The sequence below is a fragment of the Klebsiella sp. HMSC16A12 genome (assembly GCF_001808265.1).
GTDB lineage: Bacteria > Pseudomonadota > Gammaproteobacteria > Enterobacterales > Enterobacteriaceae > Klebsiella > Klebsiella pneumoniae.
In genome coordinates this window covers 103152-117923 of sequence record NZ_KV792561.1, presented here as the reverse complement: position 1 = coordinate 117923, position 14772 = coordinate 103152, and the positions used below count along the sequence as shown (strand labels likewise).

16 protein-coding genes are annotated in these 14772 nt (G+C 58.5%); 5 read left to right on the top strand and 11 right to left on the bottom strand.

Going from position 1 to position 14772, the window contains the following annotated elements:
• Nucleotides 1–65 precede the first annotated feature (65 nt).
• The 5 genes from HMPREF3140_RS06945 to dapA all read right to left on the bottom strand — a co-directional run bounded on the left by HMPREF3140_RS06945 (nucleotide 66) and on the right by dapA (nucleotide 5933).
• Nucleotides 66–2069 (bottom strand): tRNA(Met) cytidine acetyltransferase TmcA, encoded by a 2004-nt coding sequence (locus HMPREF3140_RS06945; protein ID WP_032412131.1) that lies wholly within the window; start codon nucleotides 2067–2069, stop codon nucleotides 66–68.
• Nucleotides 2070–2078: 9 nt separating this feature from the next.
• Entirely contained in the window at nucleotides 2079–2954 is an 876-nt protein-coding gene (locus HMPREF3140_RS06940; RefSeq protein WP_002913800.1) for a KPN_02809 family neutral zinc metallopeptidase, read from the bottom strand.
• A 119-nt stretch (nucleotides 2955–3073) separates the two neighbouring features.
• Complete coding sequence (gene purC / locus HMPREF3140_RS06935) at nucleotides 3074–3787, bottom strand: phosphoribosylaminoimidazolesuccinocarboxamide synthase (RefSeq protein WP_002913801.1); 714 nt, start codon at nucleotides 3785–3787, stop codon at nucleotides 3074–3076.
• Between the two features lie 216 nt (nucleotides 3788–4003).
• Nucleotides 4004–5038, bottom strand: a complete 1035-nt coding sequence (gene bamC, locus HMPREF3140_RS06930; protein ID WP_004149279.1) for an outer membrane protein assembly factor BamC — start codon at nucleotides 5036–5038, stop codon at nucleotides 4004–4006.
• A gap of 16 nt (nucleotides 5039–5054) precedes the next feature.
• Nucleotides 5055–5933, bottom strand: coding sequence for a 4-hydroxy-tetrahydrodipicolinate synthase (dapA, locus tag HMPREF3140_RS06925; protein ID WP_002913803.1), 879 nt, complete (start codon nucleotides 5931–5933; stop codon nucleotides 5055–5057).
• Nucleotides 5934–6086: 153 nt separating this feature from the next.
• Here dapA and HMPREF3140_RS06920 point away from each other — a divergent pair, with 153 nt between their 5' ends.
• Nucleotides 6087–6653 carry a glycine cleavage system transcriptional repressor gene (locus HMPREF3140_RS06920; RefSeq protein WP_002913804.1) on the top strand — a complete coding sequence of 189 codons (567 nt, stop codon included), beginning with the start codon at nucleotides 6087–6089 and terminating at the stop codon, nucleotides 6651–6653.
• Nucleotides 6654–6656: 3 nt separating this feature from the next.
• Nucleotides 6657–7127 carry a thioredoxin-dependent thiol peroxidase gene (gene bcp, locus HMPREF3140_RS06915; RefSeq protein ID WP_002913805.1) on the top strand — a complete coding sequence of 157 codons (471 nt, stop codon included), beginning with the start codon at nucleotides 6657–6659 and terminating at the stop codon, nucleotides 7125–7127.
• A 61-nt stretch (nucleotides 7128–7188) separates the two neighbouring features.
• Here bcp and HMPREF3140_RS06910 read toward each other — a convergent pair whose 3' ends face one another.
• Together HMPREF3140_RS06910 and HMPREF3140_RS28665 are read right to left on the bottom strand one after the other, a co-directional pair.
• Nucleotides 7189–8250, bottom strand: a complete 1062-nt coding sequence (locus HMPREF3140_RS06910) for an AI-2E family transporter (RefSeq protein ID WP_002913806.1) — start codon at nucleotides 8248–8250, stop codon at nucleotides 7189–7191.
• Nucleotides 8251–8304: 54 nt separating this feature from the next.
• Nucleotides 8305–8421 (bottom strand): hypothetical protein, encoded by a 117-nt coding sequence (locus HMPREF3140_RS28665; protein WP_004221267.1) that lies wholly within the window; start codon nucleotides 8419–8421, stop codon nucleotides 8305–8307.
• A gap of 51 nt (nucleotides 8422–8472) precedes the next feature.
• On the opposite strand from HMPREF3140_RS28665, the gene bepA reads away from it, so the two are divergent.
• The 3 genes from bepA to HMPREF3140_RS06890 all read left to right on the top strand — a co-directional run bounded on the left by bepA (nucleotide 8473) and on the right by HMPREF3140_RS06890 (nucleotide 11357).
• Nucleotides 8473–9936: a beta-barrel assembly-enhancing protease gene (gene bepA / locus HMPREF3140_RS06900; protein WP_002913807.1), complete on the top strand. Its 1464-nt coding sequence runs from the start codon at nucleotides 8473–8475 to the stop codon at nucleotides 9934–9936.
• A gap of 9 nt (nucleotides 9937–9945) precedes the next feature.
• The gene (gene arsC, locus HMPREF3140_RS06895; protein ID WP_004174871.1) at nucleotides 9946–10305 is read left to right on the top strand and encodes an arsenate reductase (glutaredoxin); all 360 of its coding nucleotides are present in this window, start codon (nucleotides 9946–9948) and stop codon (nucleotides 10303–10305) included.
• A gap of 128 nt (nucleotides 10306–10433) precedes the next feature.
• Nucleotides 10434–11357 (top strand): Rpn family recombination-promoting nuclease/putative transposase, encoded by a 924-nt coding sequence (locus HMPREF3140_RS06890; RefSeq protein WP_032412135.1) that lies wholly within the window; start codon nucleotides 10434–10436, stop codon nucleotides 11355–11357.
• Here HMPREF3140_RS06890 and HMPREF3140_RS06885 read toward each other — a convergent pair.
• The 4 genes from HMPREF3140_RS06885 to HMPREF3140_RS29225 form a co-directional block, all read right to left on the bottom strand.
• Nucleotides 11354–12055, bottom strand: coding sequence for a DnaA inactivator Hda (locus HMPREF3140_RS06885; RefSeq protein ID WP_020947395.1), 702 nt, complete (start codon nucleotides 12053–12055; stop codon nucleotides 11354–11356). The two genes, HMPREF3140_RS06890 and HMPREF3140_RS06885, sit on opposite strands and share 4 nt — an antisense overlap.
• Before the next feature lie 98 nt (nucleotides 12056–12153).
• Nucleotides 12154–13440, bottom strand: coding sequence for a uracil permease (gene uraA / locus HMPREF3140_RS06880; protein ID WP_002913824.1), 1287 nt, complete (start codon nucleotides 13438–13440; stop codon nucleotides 12154–12156).
• Nucleotides 13441–13535: 95 nt separating this feature from the next.
• Nucleotides 13536–14162 carry a uracil phosphoribosyltransferase gene (gene upp / locus HMPREF3140_RS06875; protein WP_002913827.1) on the bottom strand — a complete coding sequence of 209 codons (627 nt, stop codon included), beginning with the start codon at nucleotides 14160–14162 and terminating at the stop codon, nucleotides 13536–13538.
• A gap of 217 nt (nucleotides 14163–14379) precedes the next feature.
• Nucleotides 14380–14772: family 1 glycosylhydrolase (locus HMPREF3140_RS29225; protein ID WP_049118932.1), on the bottom strand; the 393-nt coding region annotated here is incomplete at its 5' end.

The following is a 14772-nucleotide window of genomic DNA, read 5'->3' as shown; positions in this document are numbered from 1 at the left end:
TAGTGTTTGCGGGCAGTGTACGCCGCTCGCCAGATATGACCATGCCATTTAACTGAATGAGTTAGTTAAAAAAATTGCAGATGCGCCACCTGCTGACGCAGCGCATCAGCGCGCGCTGCATCAAGGGAGCGCAAGGCGTCAGCGGCCTCCCGACGCCATCTCGCCTGCAAGGCTTTTCGCCCCGTCAGCTGCAGCACGGCGCAGAGTGCGGCCTCCTCTTTGCCCTGCAGTCGTCCCCGCAGGGCCGGCAACGGCATGTCGGCCTGCATCAGTAGGCGGTTGAGGCAGCCCAGCGCCGCGGCCAGCGGGCGGTGGGCGAAGGCAAAGCTCGCCGCTTCCAGCCAGTCCTCATCACTAAGCATAGCGTCTGCGACGGCCGGCAGCGGCGCGGATTCCTCTCGCCACGGGCGAAGCCAGTATTCATCGCGCTGCAGCCGCTGCGCCTCCCGCTGCGCCAGCTGGCGCCCTGCCGCGGTCAACGGATAGAGGGCCATCGCCGTATAGCAGCCGCTGCTGGCCTCGCGATGGGTACCCAGCCGTACGAGGGTAAACCCGCAGCGTTGCCAGAAGCGCCACAGCTCAGCGGTATAGCCGAAGCTGACGGAGAGATAGTCATAGCCAGCGGCATCGGCGGCGATATCGGCGATCATCTTCCGCCCGAGGCCTTCCCGCTGGCGGGTGGGATGGACAGCGATCCGACTGACCCGCAGCCCGCGCAGCGTCGCCGCCAGGGGACTGCCGCCGTGCGCCGCCAGCGACTGGGCGACCAGATTCCCGCGCGGCCGGCGAAAACCCGCCCATACCGCCCGGCTCAGTTCGCGAGAAAGTCCCCCCTCGGCCACCAGCCACAGGGCGCCCGCTACCGCGCCGCCGGCGCGAGCGCAGCGGAAAGCCTGGCCCGGAGCATCCATCATGCGCCGCAGATCGAGCGGGGAAGTTCGGTAATGCGCCCCGGACAATAGCTGGTACATCGCCTCCGGTAGCGCTGGCTGCGTTTGCCAGCAGGACTGATTGACCGCCTCCAGGGCTAGCTCCCCCATCGGCGCGTCGCGAAATGCCTCATCGTTAAAGATAAGCAACTGACTGATGGCTGACTCCAGCGGACAGCCCGCCGCCCAGCGGATCGGGGCGTTCAGGGTGAACGATTGCAGATGGGGCAGACTGGCGCAAAATTTCAGCAGGAACCCGCGACCGGTGCCCTCGTACCCTTGCACCGTCGTGGTGAGTAGCGTGCGGGGAAAACGGCTCACCAGTTGCCGGAGAAGCGGAGCCGGGATAGCCGCGGCCTCATCGACTATCAGCCACGCCGCCTTTTCTTTCGACGCCAGCAGCGCATCGGGCGCCATAAAGCGCAACGTCTCCCCGGCAAAGCTGGCCAGCACCTCGACAGCGCTACGCGTTGGGGCGGTGACGATGGCCTCGCCCCCAAGCTGGCGCAGGAGCATGCCCGCCAGCGCGGACTTCCCCCGTCCACGCTCCGCCGTCACCGCCGCGATACCGGGCGGCAGGCGTATCAGTTGCTCAAGGATTGCCGCCTGCTCGGCCTGCGGGCGGCCATCGGCGGGATGCCAGTCGGGACGCGAGGCGGCCAGCGGGAAACGTGGCCGGTCCGACTGCCGCCAGAGCAACACCTCCGGATCGGCGATAAACTGCCGACAGCAGCGGTGAACAAAGTTAGGGGTAACGATAGGGTCAGGCGTATCGCTCCAGCGCAGAGAGTCCTCATCCGCCCGGGTCGGCCAGTCGGCGAAGGGGGGCGTCAGCAGCACCAGCCAGCTTCCCGCCCGCAGCGTGCCGCTCAGGGCCGCCATGGCGGCCACATCAAACCCGCGCCGGGCATCGAAAAAGGCGTGCATCACTTCCCGCCCCAGCAGCGTTTTCAGCGCGCCGGGCGCCACGCAGGGCGCAGAAACCGGCTCGGGGCCAACCCACAGGCCATCGCCGCCGAGCCTCTCCCGTAGCGCCTGCGCCTGCTGCAGCGTCCAGCTCTCATCGCCGCTGAGCACCAGCAGGCGACGGATCCCCTCCCGCGCCATTTGCGCGGTGAGGTTAAGCAGCGCGTCCATCATGGGGGACGATTACAGCGCGCTGCCGAAGGTATTGCACTGCGCCGGATCGCCGCTATCGAAACCGCGTTTGAACCAGGTGTAGCGCTGTTTCGAGGTGCCGTGGGTAAAACTGTCCGGCACCACGCGTCCCTGGCTCTGCTGCTGTAGACGATCGTCGCCGATGGCCTCGGCGGCGTTCAGCGCCTCCTGCAGATCGCCAGTTTCCAGAATATCCTGCTGCTGCATATTATGACCCCAGACGCCGGCGAAGCAGTCTGCCTGCAGCTCCATCTTAACCGACAGGCGGTTGGCTTCGGCCTGCGTGGCATGCTGCTGTTGCTGGCGGACCTTCGGCTCAATGCCCAGCAGTTTTTGTACGTGATGACCCACTTCATGAGCAATGACGTACCCCTGGGCAAAGTCGCCGTCGGCGCCCAGTTTATTTTTCATCTCATCGTAGAATGACAGGTCGATATAGACCGTACTGTCGGCAGGACAATAGAAGGGGCCCATCACCGACTGACCGGTGCCGCAGCCGGTACGGGTCGCGCCGCGGTAGAGCACCAGCTTTGGCTGCGGGTACTGGCGGCCCATCTTTTCAAAGATCGGCCCCCAGGTATCTTCGGTGGTAGCCAGAATGACGGAAGTAAACTTCGCCGCTTCATCGTCTTTCGGACTGATGGAGCGCTGCGTGGAGGTCTGCTGCTGCGGCATCGGTTCGCCGGTCAACATGCCGGTCAAATCCACGCCGTAGTAGCCCGCCACCAGCACAATAATCAGCAATACAATGCCGCCCTTCCCGCTCGGCAGACGGAAGCCGCCGCCCCCGCCGCCGCCAAACGGCGAGCCTGATTGTCCACGTCGATCTTCAACATTGTCGCTTTCGCGACGCCCTTGCCAGCGCATAAGCACCTCATTCCCTGTTATGTATCAATAGCAGAGATCGTAGGCGGTTCAGCGCAGGATTACCACAGGAAACAGCAAGAGACGCCAGAAGATGAGGCCATCTTCTGGCTGCGGGCGGGTTAGTCGAGCTTAACGCCCAGGCGGTGAGCCACTTCTTCGTAGGCTTCGATCAGGCCGCCAAGGCTCTGGCGGAAGCGGTCTTTGTCCATTTTATCGAGGGTGTTTTTATCCCACAGGCGGCTGCCGTCCGGCGAAAACTCGTCGCCCAGCACCACTTCGCCTTTGAACAGACCAAACTCCAGCTTAAAGTCCACCAGAATCAGACCGGCGTCATCGAACAGTTTTTTCAGCACGTCGTTGGCTTTGTAGGTCAGCTCGCGCATCCGCGCCAGATTCTCTTTACTCACCCAGCCGAAGGTTTCGCAGTAGGAGTCGTTGACCATCGGATCGTGCATAGCATCGTTTTTCAGGAACAGGTCGAACAGCGGCGGATTCAGCTCGATACCTTCTTCAATGCCTAAACGTTTTACCAGCGAGCCTGCCGCACGGTTACGCACCACGCACTCTACCGGCACCATATCCAGTTTTTTCACCAGACATTCGGTATCGGAGAGCAGCGCTTCCATCTGGGTAGGGATGCCCGCTTCTGCCAGTTTACTCATAATGAAATGGTTGAATTTGTTGTTCACCATGCCTTTACGATCGAACTGCTCGATGCGCGCGCCATCACCTGCTGACGTATCGTTACGGAATTCCAGTACCAGCAGGTCCGGATTATCGGTGCTGTATACTGTCTTCGCCTTACCACGATACAACTCAGCTTGCTTTTTCATCTTTCACTACTCCAGTGATATTGAGCCAAAAAATGACGTGTCGGTCTTACATAACATCCTGCAACGGGCGTTGGAGCGGATGCTGTACGCTTGCGGGGCGAACTGCAGTCAGGCGACTGGAGCAGCCTTAACGCGGCGATTTACAGGATTATATGGCCACGCACACGTTTGCGTCACTATACATGAAAAAGGGCCGGATTGCTCCAGCCCTTTTGATTACTTGTTAAATGCGGCCTGGAATACGGCTACCAGGGCGTCATTTTGCGACTGCGTCAGGGTGTGGCCTTTCGGGTCGATAAACTGCAGGCTACTGCGGTTATCGAGGTCGCCGACCTGCAGTTTGTAGTCGCCGGAGACCAGCTGCGGGTCACGTGCGCCCAGCTCCTGCCAGCTGCTGTCAGACAGCGGCTTATAGGTCAGCGCCATGCTGCCCTGAGAGCGCGTGCTGTCGGTCACTTTCATCCCCACTTTCTCGAGGGCGCCCGGCAGACGCTGCCACACCAGGTTAAACGGCGCGCGAACAACGAGCATCGGCAGGCCGGTATCGTCGGCGGCGCTCTGCACGTCGAAGGTGGCCCCCGCGCTGCGCTGTGCGGCGTTCTGGGCGCTGGTGGCATTCATGTCAAGGCCTTCCGAAATGACGTTCAGCATAGCGGTGCTGTAGCGCTGCAGAGACGCCGGATCGGCAACCGGTTTACCCGCCTGCTCCAGATTCACCAGCTTAACGACCACCGCTTGCTGATAACCCTGCGGTTTGACGGAGATTTGATAACGACCGCGATACTGCTGATCTTCATCAAGACGGTTCCACTCAACCCAGTCGGTGTTCAGCGTCTGGCTCGCATCATCGCGCTTGGCGATAACGTAGTTCTTCGCCTGAAGAATACTGGTGACCTGTGCCCACAGCGAACCGCTGCGGCCGTTCTCGACCATCAGCGTCGCGGTATCGCCGTTAAACTGGGTCCGCGCACCGCTCACCAGCGCCAGCGGCTGCGCCGGCGGACGAATGTCCAGCGCTTTACCGACCGCGCCGGTGCTGTTAGCCACCGGAATATTGTAATCACCCACCTGAATCGGCAGGATCATCCCCGCCGGCGCGTGAAGTTCGCTCAACGGTGATGCCTGTAAATAGGCCTCATCACCGCTCACCTGACGCTTATAGCGCGAGTCAGAACTACAGGCCGCGAGGAGTAGAACCAGCGAAACACCCGCAACCTTCGCCAGGCGCGACTTCTGTACTGAGTAAGCCATCAAATCTCCCTAAACTTTACAGCAAACCGGCATGCTTCAGCGCGGCAGTGACGGCTTCACGACCATGATCGGTGATAGGCGTCATCGGCAAGCGCAGCGTATCGGTCGCCACAAGACCCAACGCCTTGCATCCCCATTTCACCGGGATAGGATTGGGTTCGACAAATAATTTTGTATGCAGTGGCATCAGACGCTGGTTAATCGCACGAGCTTCGGCAAATTGACCCGCCAGCGCCAGACGGCACATGTCGGCCATTTCGCGCGCCGCCACGTTGGCCGTAACAGAAATCACGCCTACGCCGCCGAGCTGCATGAAGTCCATACCGGTCGCATCGTCACCGCTCAGCAGAATAAAGTCGTCTGAAACCAGCTCTTTGATCTGGTGAACGCGACTTAAGTTCCCTGTTGCTTCCTTAATACCGACAATATTTTTAATTTCCGCCAGACGGCCAACGGTTTCCGGCAGCATATCGCAACCGGTACGGGACGGCACATTATACAGAATTTGCGGCAGGTCAGTATGTTCGGCGATAGCTTTAAAGTGCTGGAACAGGCCTTCCTGGGTCGGACGGTTATAATAAGGAGTGACCGTCAGGCAGCCAACAACACCGCTATCGTTAAAACGTTTGGTCAGGCTAATCGCCTCTGCGGTTGCATTGGCTCCCGTTCCAGCGATAACCGGAATACGCCCGTCGGCCAGCTCCAGCGTCATCATCACCACGTCGCCATGCTCTTCATGGCTCAGCGTTGCGGATTCACCGGTAGTCCCTACCGAAACGATCGCCGAGGTTCCGTTGGCGACATGGTAATCAATCAGTTTTTTCAGGCTTGTCCGGCAGACATTACCGTTTTCATCCATCGGCGTGACAAGCGCTACAATACTTCCCGTGAACATGGGCCATCCTCAGAGCAGAAGTGCGACAAGATTCTCAATGTTACGTTTGGAGCTGTAATAAAAGCAAGAGACCCGACGCCATCAGGGATGTTGTATGGCGGTTTTTTTTATGCTTTCCTAATGTTACCTCACCTTTTTAAAGGAAGAACAGGTTTGACAGCCTCATTACAACACTATCTGGTTATTACCGCCCTGGGGGCTGACCGTCCCGGCATCGTGAATACGATCACTCGCCACGTCAGCAGCTGCGGTTGTAATATCGAAGACAGCCGGCTGGCCATGCTCGGTGATGAGTTTACGTTTATCATGCTGCTTTCCGGGTCGTGGAATGCGATTAACCTGATCGAATCAACTCTGCCGCTGAAAGGCGCGGAGCTGGAGCTGTTGATCGTGATGAAACGCACCACTGCGCGCCCGCCGCAGGCCATGCCAAACACCGTTTGGGTCCAGGTTGAGGTGCCGGACTCACCGCATATCATCGAGCGCTTTACTGCCCTGTGCGATACATGGAATATGAATATTGCGGAGCTGGTGTCCCGCACGCAGCCGGGAGACGGCGATTCCGCGCAGCTTTTTATCCAGATAACTGCCCACAGTCCTGCGACGCAAAATGCAGCAAATATCGAACAAGCGTTCAAAGCCCTATGTACAGAACTGAACGCACAAGGCAGTATTAACATCGTTAATTATTCACAGCATGATGAACAGGATGGAGTTTAACCCATGACCCCACTGAAAGCCGGTGATATCGCACCGAAATTTAGCTTACCGGACCAGGACGGCGAGGAAGTAAATTTAACCGACTTCCAGGGACAACGTGTCCTGGTTTATTTTTACCCGAAAGCCATGACCCCGGGCTGCACCGTACAGGCGTGCGGCTTGCGCGATAATATGGACGACCTGAAAAAAGCCGGCGTTGAAGTGCTGGGCATCAGCACCGATAAACCGGAAAAACTCTCCCGTTTCGCCGAAAAAGAGCTGCTGAACTTTACGCTGCTGTCTGATGAAAACCATCAGGTTTGCGAGCAGTTTGGCGTCTGGGGCGAAAAATCCTTTATGGGGAAAACCTACGACGGGATCCACCGGATTAGTTTCCTCATCGATGCCGATGGCAAAATCGAACACGTCTTTGATGATTTCAAAACCAGCAATCACCACGACGTGGTGCTGAACTGGCTGAAAGAAAACGCCTGATGCAAAGCAAGACGCCGGGAGAGGAAGCCCTCGCCCGGCGTCTTTTTTTATTCTCATTGCCTTAGTCGTCGACCGCCAAACCATCCGGCCAGGCATGCACCACTGCTTTAATCAGCGTGGCCAGCGGAATGGCGAAGAAGACGCCCCAGAATCCCCACAGTCCGCCAAAGATCACCACCGACAGGATAATCACCAGCGGGTGTAAATTGACCGCTTCCGAGAACAGCACCGGAACCAGCAGGTTACCGTCCAGCCCCTGAATAATCAGATAGACCGCAAACAGGCTCCAGAACTCGGTGCCAGCGCCAAACTGAAACAGCGCCACCCCCACCACCGGAATGGTCACCACAAACGCGCCGATATAGGGGATCAGCACCGAGAAGCCCACCAGCACCGCCAGCAGCAGCGAGTAGTTGAGGCCAAAGAGGATAAAGCCTATCCAGGTGGCGACGCTGACGACAATCATCTCCAGCACCTTGCCGCGAATATAGTTGGTGATCTGCTGGTTCATCTCTTTCCACACCTGCCCGGCAAGCCCGCGATTGCGCGGCAGAACGCGGCGCACCGCGTTGAGCATCTGCTCTTTATCCTTCAGCAGGAAGAAGACCATCAGCGGCACCAGCACCAGATAGACCGCCAGGGTGAGTAACCCCACCAGCGAAGCCAGAGAGTACTTAACCACCGAGTCGCCCACCGTCAGCATCCGGGTGCGCATATTTTCCGCCATCGCATCGATAATGCCGGCATCCATTAACGCCGGATAGCGCCGCGGCAGCGTGGCGGCGAAATCAGAGAGCTTATTTAGCATGCCCGGCATATCGCGGATGAGGTAGATCCCTTGCTGCCAGGCTACCGGCAGCACCACAAAGGCCAGCAACAGCAGGATGCCCACAAAGAGGATCAGCACCAGCGAGGTGGCCCAGGTGCGCGACAGACCGATGCGCTCCAGACGAACGGTCGGCCACTCCAGCAGATACGCCAGCACGATAGCCACCAGCAACGGGGCCAGCAGGCCGCTGAAAAAGAACATAATGCCGAAACCGGCAAGCAAAATAACCAGCAGCGCTATCGCCTCAGGGTCGCTGAATCGACGGCGGTACCACTGCATTAACATCTCAAGCATAAAACCTTCCCTGAAGGGCCAAGCGGCGACAATCCAGGGAATTGTATCGAAATGTCACAAAAAAGACTTCGCTTTTTGATGCGCCGCAGTCAAACCGTTCTCCGCCATGAAGAACATATTTTCAAGGCGGCCAACGCCAGCTAAACTCGCTGGGATGCGGCCAGGGAACATTACGCCGCACAATCGGTCAAACTGGCACACCCACATTACAGGACAGAGGTTATGTTCAGGCAGTTGAAGAAAACGCTGGTGGCGACCGCGATCGCGTCGCTGACGCTGGGTTCGATAGGTCCTGCTTTTGCTGACTCCGCAGATACCCTGCCGGACATGGGAACCTCCGCAGGAAGCACGCTGTCAATCGGTCAGGAAATGCAGATGGGGGATTACTACGTCCGCCAACTGCGCGGTAGCGCGCCGCTGATCAACGACCCTCTGCTGGTGCAATATATCAACGGGCTGGGTATGCGTCTGGTGGCTCACGCCAACTCGGTGCGTACCCCGTTCCACTTCTATTTGATTAATAACGACCAGATCAACGCCTTCGCCTTCTTCGGCGGCAATGTGGTCCTCCACTCCGCCCTGTTCCGCTACTCTGATAACGAGAGCGAACTGGCCTCTGTCATGGCGCACGAAATCTCCCACGTGACGCAGCGGCATCTCGCCCGCGCGATGGAAGATCAGAAGCGCAATGCGCCGCTGACCTGGGTCGGTGCCCTGGGTTCGATTCTGCTGGCGATGGCCAGCCCGCAGGCCGGAATGGCGGCCCTGACCGGGACGCTGGCCGGTACTCAGCAGGGTATGATCAGCTTCACCCGCCAGAACGAAGAAGAGGCCGACCGGATTGGCATTCAGGTTCTGCAGCGCTCGGGTTTCGACCCGCAGGCTATGCCGATGTTTATGGGTAAACTGCTTGACGAGTCGCGCTACTCGACGCGACCGCCGGAAATGTTGCTCACCCACCCCCTGCCGGAAAGCCGACTGGCCGATGCCCGTAACCGCGCCAACCAGATGCGCCCGGTGGTGGTACAGTCCTCGGCGGACTTCTATCTGGCGAAGGCGCGTACCCTCGGGATGTACACCAACGGCGACAACAAGCTGGGCACCGATCTGCTGAACGCCTGGGATAAAGGCAATATCCGCCAACAGCATGCCGCCCAGTATGGTCGCGCTCTGCTGGCGATGGAAAGCAACAACTTTGACCAGGCACGCAAAACGCTGCAGCCGCTGCTCAACGCCGACCCACAAAATGCCTGGTATCTCGATCTGGCCACCGATATCGACCTCGGACAGAAGAAAACCAGCGACGCCATCAATCGCCTTAAAAACGCCCGCGAGCTGCGTACTAATCCGGTGCTGCAGCTGAACCTGGCCAACGCCCTGCTGCAGGGCGGGCAGCCCGGGGAAGCGGCGACCATTCTGAACCGGTATACCTTTACCTATAAAGAGGATGGCAACGGCTGGGACCTGCTGGCCCAGGCGGAAGGCGCGCTGGGCAATCGCGATCAGGAGCTGGCGGCGCGGGCTGAAAGCATGGCGCTGGTCGGCCAGCTGGAGCAGGCGATTTCCCTGCTCAGCAGCGCCAGCTCGCAGGTGAAACTCGGTAGCCTGCAGCAGGCACGTTACGATGCCCGTATCGATCAGCTACGCGATCTGCAGGCTCGCTTCCGTCCCTATCAAAAAATGTAAGGAGACCCCATGACCGACGCGGTAAAAATTTACCATAACCCACGCTGCTCCAAGAGCCGCGAAACGCTGAGCCTGCTGCAGAGCCGCGGCATCGATCCTGAGGTGGTGCTTTATCTTGAGACGCCACCGGATGCCGGGACGCTGCGCCAGCTGCTGCAGCTGCTGGGTATGGAGAGCCCCCGCGAGCTCATGCGCCAGAAAGAGGAGCTGTATAAATCGCTCAATCTGGCCGACCCGGCTCTCAGCAACGCGGCGCTGATACAGGCGATGGTCGACAATCCGAAACTCATCGAGCGCCCTATCGTCGTCAGCCGCGGCCAGGCGCGTATTGGCCGCCCGCCGGAACAGGTTCTTGAGATCGTAAGCTAACTCACCCGCGCCGCGTTTGCGCGGCGCTTTTTTTTACGTGGGCGATTCCAGATCTTTCACGCCAATATCTCCCGCCCGACGGACGGTGCTACTGTTCATCCATCGCTCAATCCACTGGACGGATGAACATGAAAAAGCCGACCTCCACGCCCCATGACGCCGTGTTTAAGACCTACCTCTCCCATCCCGATACCGCCCGTGATTTCCTGCAACTGTATCTGCCCGAGACGCTGCTTAAAGTGTGCGATCTGCGTACGCTGCATCTCGAGTCCGGGCATTTTGTCGAAGACGATCTGCGTCCCTTTTACGCCGACATTTTGTATTCCCTGAAAACCACGGCGGGCGACGGTTATATTTATGCGCTTATCGAACACCAGAGCACGCCCGACCGGCATATGGCCTTTCGTCTGATGCGCTACGCCATCGCCGCCATGCAGCGCCATCTAGATGCCGGCCACGATCGCCTGCCGCTGGTGATCCCTGTTCTCTTCTACCACGGTCTGGTGAGCCCCTATCCGTTCTCTCTGCGCTGGCTCGATGAATTCGTCGCTCCGGAGCTGGCCGGCCACCTTTATCACGGGGCGTTTCCGCTGGCGGACATAACCGTCATTCCGGATGACGAGATTGTCACCCACCAGCGCATGGCAACGCTGGAGTTACTGCAAAAACATATTCGACAACGCGATCTGGCGCAGCTCCTCGACAAGCTGAGCGAATTATTATTGACTGGACTGGCGACGGAATCGCAGGTACAAGCCCTGATGCACTATCTGGTACAGGCAGGCAACACGCGCGAGCCGATTAAATTCATTCGCGAGCTGGCGTTACGAACGCCGCAGCATAAGGAGACGTTGATGACGATTGCGGAATATCTGGAACAACAGGGGCTGGAGCGGGGCCTGGCGCAGGGGCGACAGGAAGGCCGTCAGGAAGGACGGAAAGAAGAGGCGCAGCGCATCGCTGTCGCTATGCTGCACAGCGGCCTTCCGCGCGACCTGGTCGCCCGGTTGACCGGGCTGACGGAGCAGGAGCTGACTCCCCTGGCAGACTAAAGCTTAAGGATCTCTTTCACGAAGGGGATCGTCAGCTTGCGCTGAGCGGTAATCGAGGCATGATCCAACTGATCGAGGGTCATAAACAGCGAACGCATCTCGCGATCCAGCCGCTTCAGCAGGAAGCGGCACACATCTTCAGGCATCTCGAAGCCGCGCAGTCTGGCGCGCAGCTGCAGCGCCTGCAGTTTGTCTTCATCCGACAGCGGCTGCAGCTTATAGATCTGCCCCCAGTCCAGCCGTGAGGCCAGATCCGGCAGGCCAAGATTCAGCTGCCGCGGCGGCCGATCGCCGGTGATCAGCAGCCGGGTTTTGCCTGATTCCAGGATCCGGTTATAGAGATTAAAGATGGCCATCTCCCAGGGCTCATCGCCGGCGACGCACTCGATGTTATCGATGCACACCAGCGCCAGCTGTTCCATCCCCTCCAGCACCTCGGGCACAAACCACGTCCGTTTATCCAGCGGCACGTAGCCTACCGCATCCCCGCGCTGGGAAAGCTCCGCGCAGGCGGCGTGTAACAGGTGGCTACGACCTGCCCCTTCACGTGACCAGATATAAATGTACCCGCTGTGTTCCTGGCGCAGTACGTTCTGGAGGGCGGCAAGTAGGGAAGGATTATCACCCGGCCAGAAACTCGCGAAGGTTTCGTCGTCAGGAAGATACAGTGGCAAAGAGAGCTGTGCCGGTGCGTTCAGATGGACCTCAACATAGGCTTACAGAAAAACGCGAAGAGTTTACCACAGATTTAGGTCAGGAGAGAACCGGGCGGGATCGCCGCCCGGTCAGGCGATCGTTATTTAAACTCTTCGCTATCCGCCGCGTCGAGGACCACCTCTTCCGGACGCAGGACGCTGATAAGCTTGAAAATCAGGCTGAGGGCGATGCCCACGATAGTCGCCAGCGCCATCCCTTTCAGCTCGGCGGCGCCAATGTGCACTTTAGCGCCGCTAACGCCGATGATCAGGATCACTGAGGTGAGGATCAGATTCTGCGCTTTACTGTAATCCACCTTCGATTCAATCAGTACGCGGATCCCCGAGGCGCCGATCACCCCGTACAGCAGCAGGGAAACGCCGCCCATCACCGGCACCGGGATGATCTGGATAGCCGCCGCCAGTTTGCCGACGCAGGAGAGCAGAATCGCAATGATCGCCGCGCCGCCGATTACCCAGGTGCTGTAGACCCGGGTAATCGCCATCACGCCGATATTTTCACCGTAGGTAGTGTTGGGCGTCGAACCGAAGAAGCCGGAAACGATCGTCGACAGGCCGTTGGCAAACATCGAACGATGCAGGCCCGGGTCGCGGATCAGATCGCGCTTAACGATATTGGCGGTCACCACCAGATGCCCCACGTGCTCGGCAATCACCACCAGCGCGGCGGGCAGTATGGTGAAGATAGCAAACCACTCAAAGCGCGGAGTGTAGAAAGTCGGCAGCGCGAACCAGTGGGCCTCGGCGATCGGGGTGGTATCGACCACGCCCATCACAAACGACAGCGCATAGCCCACCAGCACGCCGATCAGGATCGGGATAATCGCCAGGAAGCCGCGGAACAGCACGGATCCGAACACCGTCACCGCCAGGGTCACCATCGAGATAATAATGGTTTTACTGTCCGGTGACTGGCCGTCGGCCGGCAGCAGCCCGGCCATATTAGCCGCCACGCCCGCCAGTTCGAGGCCGATAACCGCCACGATGGCGCCCATCGCCGCCGGCGGGAACATCACATCCAGCCAGCCGGTACCGGCTTTTTTGACAATAAAGGAGACGAGGCAGAACAGCACGCCGCACATAATAAAGCCGCCCAGCGCCACTTCGTAGCCCAGCGGCAACAGCAGCAGCACCGGGGAGATAAAAGCGAAGCTTGATCCCAGATAAGCGGGAATTTTGCCTTTACAGATAAAGAGGTACAACAGCGTACCGATGCCGTTGAACAGCAGGACGGTGGCCGGGTTAATGTGGAACAGAATAGGCACCAGTACCGTTGCGCCAAACATGGCGAACAGATGTTGCAAACTAAGCGGGATTGTCTGTAAAAGCGGCGGTCTTTCACTCACCCCGATGGCACGGCGCGTCATAGTGTATTCCTCTGAGAGTCGTCTGTTATTTGCTGTGGATTACTTTTATTCAAAAAAAAGCCGACTCTCAAAGTCGGCTTTTTTCGCGGTATATTTTATTTCGTTCCAAAAATCTTGTCGCCGGCATCGCCGAGACCGGGAATGATATACCCGTGCTCGTTCAGTCCCTTATCGACAGAGGCGGTGTACAGCTCAACGTCCGGGTGGGCTTTCTCCAGCGCGGCAATCCCTTCCGGCGCCGCCACCAGCACCAGCACCTTGATGCTGGTGCAGCCGGCGTTTTTCAGCAGATCGATAGTGGCGATCATCGACCCACCGGTGGCCAGCATCGGGTCAACGACCAGCGCCATACGTTCATCGATGTTAGACACCAGTTTCTGGAAGTAAGGCACCGGCTCGAGGGTTTCTTCATTGCGATAGATACCGACCACGCTGATACGCGCGCTTGGCACGTGCTCCAGCACCCCTTCCATCATGCCGAGGCCAGCGCGCAGGATAGGCACAACGGTAATTTTCTTGCCCTTGATCTGCTCGACTTCCACCGGACCGTTCCAGCCTTCAATAGTGACTTTCTCAGTCTCCAGATCGGCGGTGGCTTCATAAGTCAGTAAGCTGCCCACTTCTGAGGCGAGTTCACGGAAGCGTTTGGTGCTGATGTCGTGCTCGCGCATCAGGCCCAGCTTGTGTTTGACGAGTGGGTGTTTGACTTCCACAATCTTCATTCTCTTTCTCCTCTGAGGGGCAGCCACAAAAAAAATCGCGGGATTATACCGCTTTTTGCGGATTGTGCCATACCCATCTTGCTTGACGTATATCAAGCAAAGTGATTTAGAGACAAAAAAACCGGAGGCGAGGCTCCGGCTTGGGTGCGGGGTGCAGTCCATACGCTTACGCGGGCCTACGTGTATTGTAGGTCGGTTAAGCGTTAGCGCCACCCGACTACGACAGGTTCTCCCCGTTGCTGGCAATTACCTGCTGATACCAGGCAAAGGACTTTTTCCGGCTGCGTGCCAACGTGCCATTGCCTTCATTATCTTTATCGACATAAATAAAGCCGTAGCGTTTTTTCATTTCCCCCGTGCCGGCGGAAACCAGATCGATACAGCCCCAGGGGGTGTAGCCCATCAGATCGACGCCATCCTCGACCACCGCCTTTTTCATCTCCGCGATATGAGCGGAGAGATAATCGATACGATACTGGTCATTGACGCTGCCGTCCGCTTCGCGGACATCAATCGCGCCAAAGCCGTTTTCGACAATAAACAGCGGCAGCTGGTAGTGATCCCAGAACCAGTTCAGCGAATAGCGCAGGCCGACCGGGTCAATCTGCCA

Excerpts from the sequence above, each read along its gene's own strand:
- HMPREF3140_RS06945 (WP_032412131.1), bottom strand. The coding sequence starts at position 2,069 with ATGATGGACGCGCTGCTTAACCTCACCGCGCAAATGGCGCGGGAGGGG.
- HMPREF3140_RS06940 (WP_002913800.1), bottom strand. The coding sequence starts at position 2,954 with ATGCGCTGGCAAGGGCGTCGCGAAAGCGACAATGTTGAAGATCGACGT.
- purC (WP_002913801.1), bottom strand. The coding sequence starts at position 3,787 with ATGAAAAAGCAAGCTGAGTTGTATCGTGGTAAGGCGAAGACAGTATAC.
- bamC (WP_004149279.1), bottom strand. The coding sequence starts at position 5,038 with ATGGCTTACTCAGTACAGAAGTCGCGCCTGGCGAAGGTTGCGGGTGTT.
- dapA (WP_002913803.1), bottom strand. The coding sequence starts at position 5,933 with ATGTTCACGGGAAGTATTGTAGCGCTTGTCACGCCGATGGATGAAAAC.
- bcp (WP_002913805.1), top strand. The coding sequence starts at position 6,657 with ATGACCCCACTGAAAGCCGGTGATATCGCACCGAAATTTAGCTTACCG.
- HMPREF3140_RS06910 (WP_002913806.1), bottom strand. The coding sequence starts at position 8,250 with ATGCTTGAGATGTTAATGCAGTGGTACCGCCGTCGATTCAGCGACCCT.
- HMPREF3140_RS28665 (WP_004221267.1), bottom strand. The coding sequence starts at position 8,421 with ATGTTCCCTGGCCGCATCCCAGCGAGTTTAGCTGGCGTTGGCCGCCTT.
- bepA (WP_002913807.1), top strand. The coding sequence starts at position 8,473 with ATGTTCAGGCAGTTGAAGAAAACGCTGGTGGCGACCGCGATCGCGTCG.
- arsC (WP_004174871.1), top strand. The coding sequence starts at position 9,946 with ATGACCGACGCGGTAAAAATTTACCATAACCCACGCTGCTCCAAGAGC.
- HMPREF3140_RS06890 (WP_032412135.1), top strand. The coding sequence starts at position 10,434 with ATGAAAAAGCCGACCTCCACGCCCCATGACGCCGTGTTTAAGACCTAC.
- uraA (WP_002913824.1), bottom strand. The coding sequence starts at position 13,440 with ATGACGCGCCGTGCCATCGGGGTGAGTGAAAGACCGCCGCTTTTACAG.
- upp (WP_002913827.1), bottom strand. The coding sequence starts at position 14,162 with ATGAAGATTGTGGAAGTCAAACACCCACTCGTCAAACACAAGCTGGGC.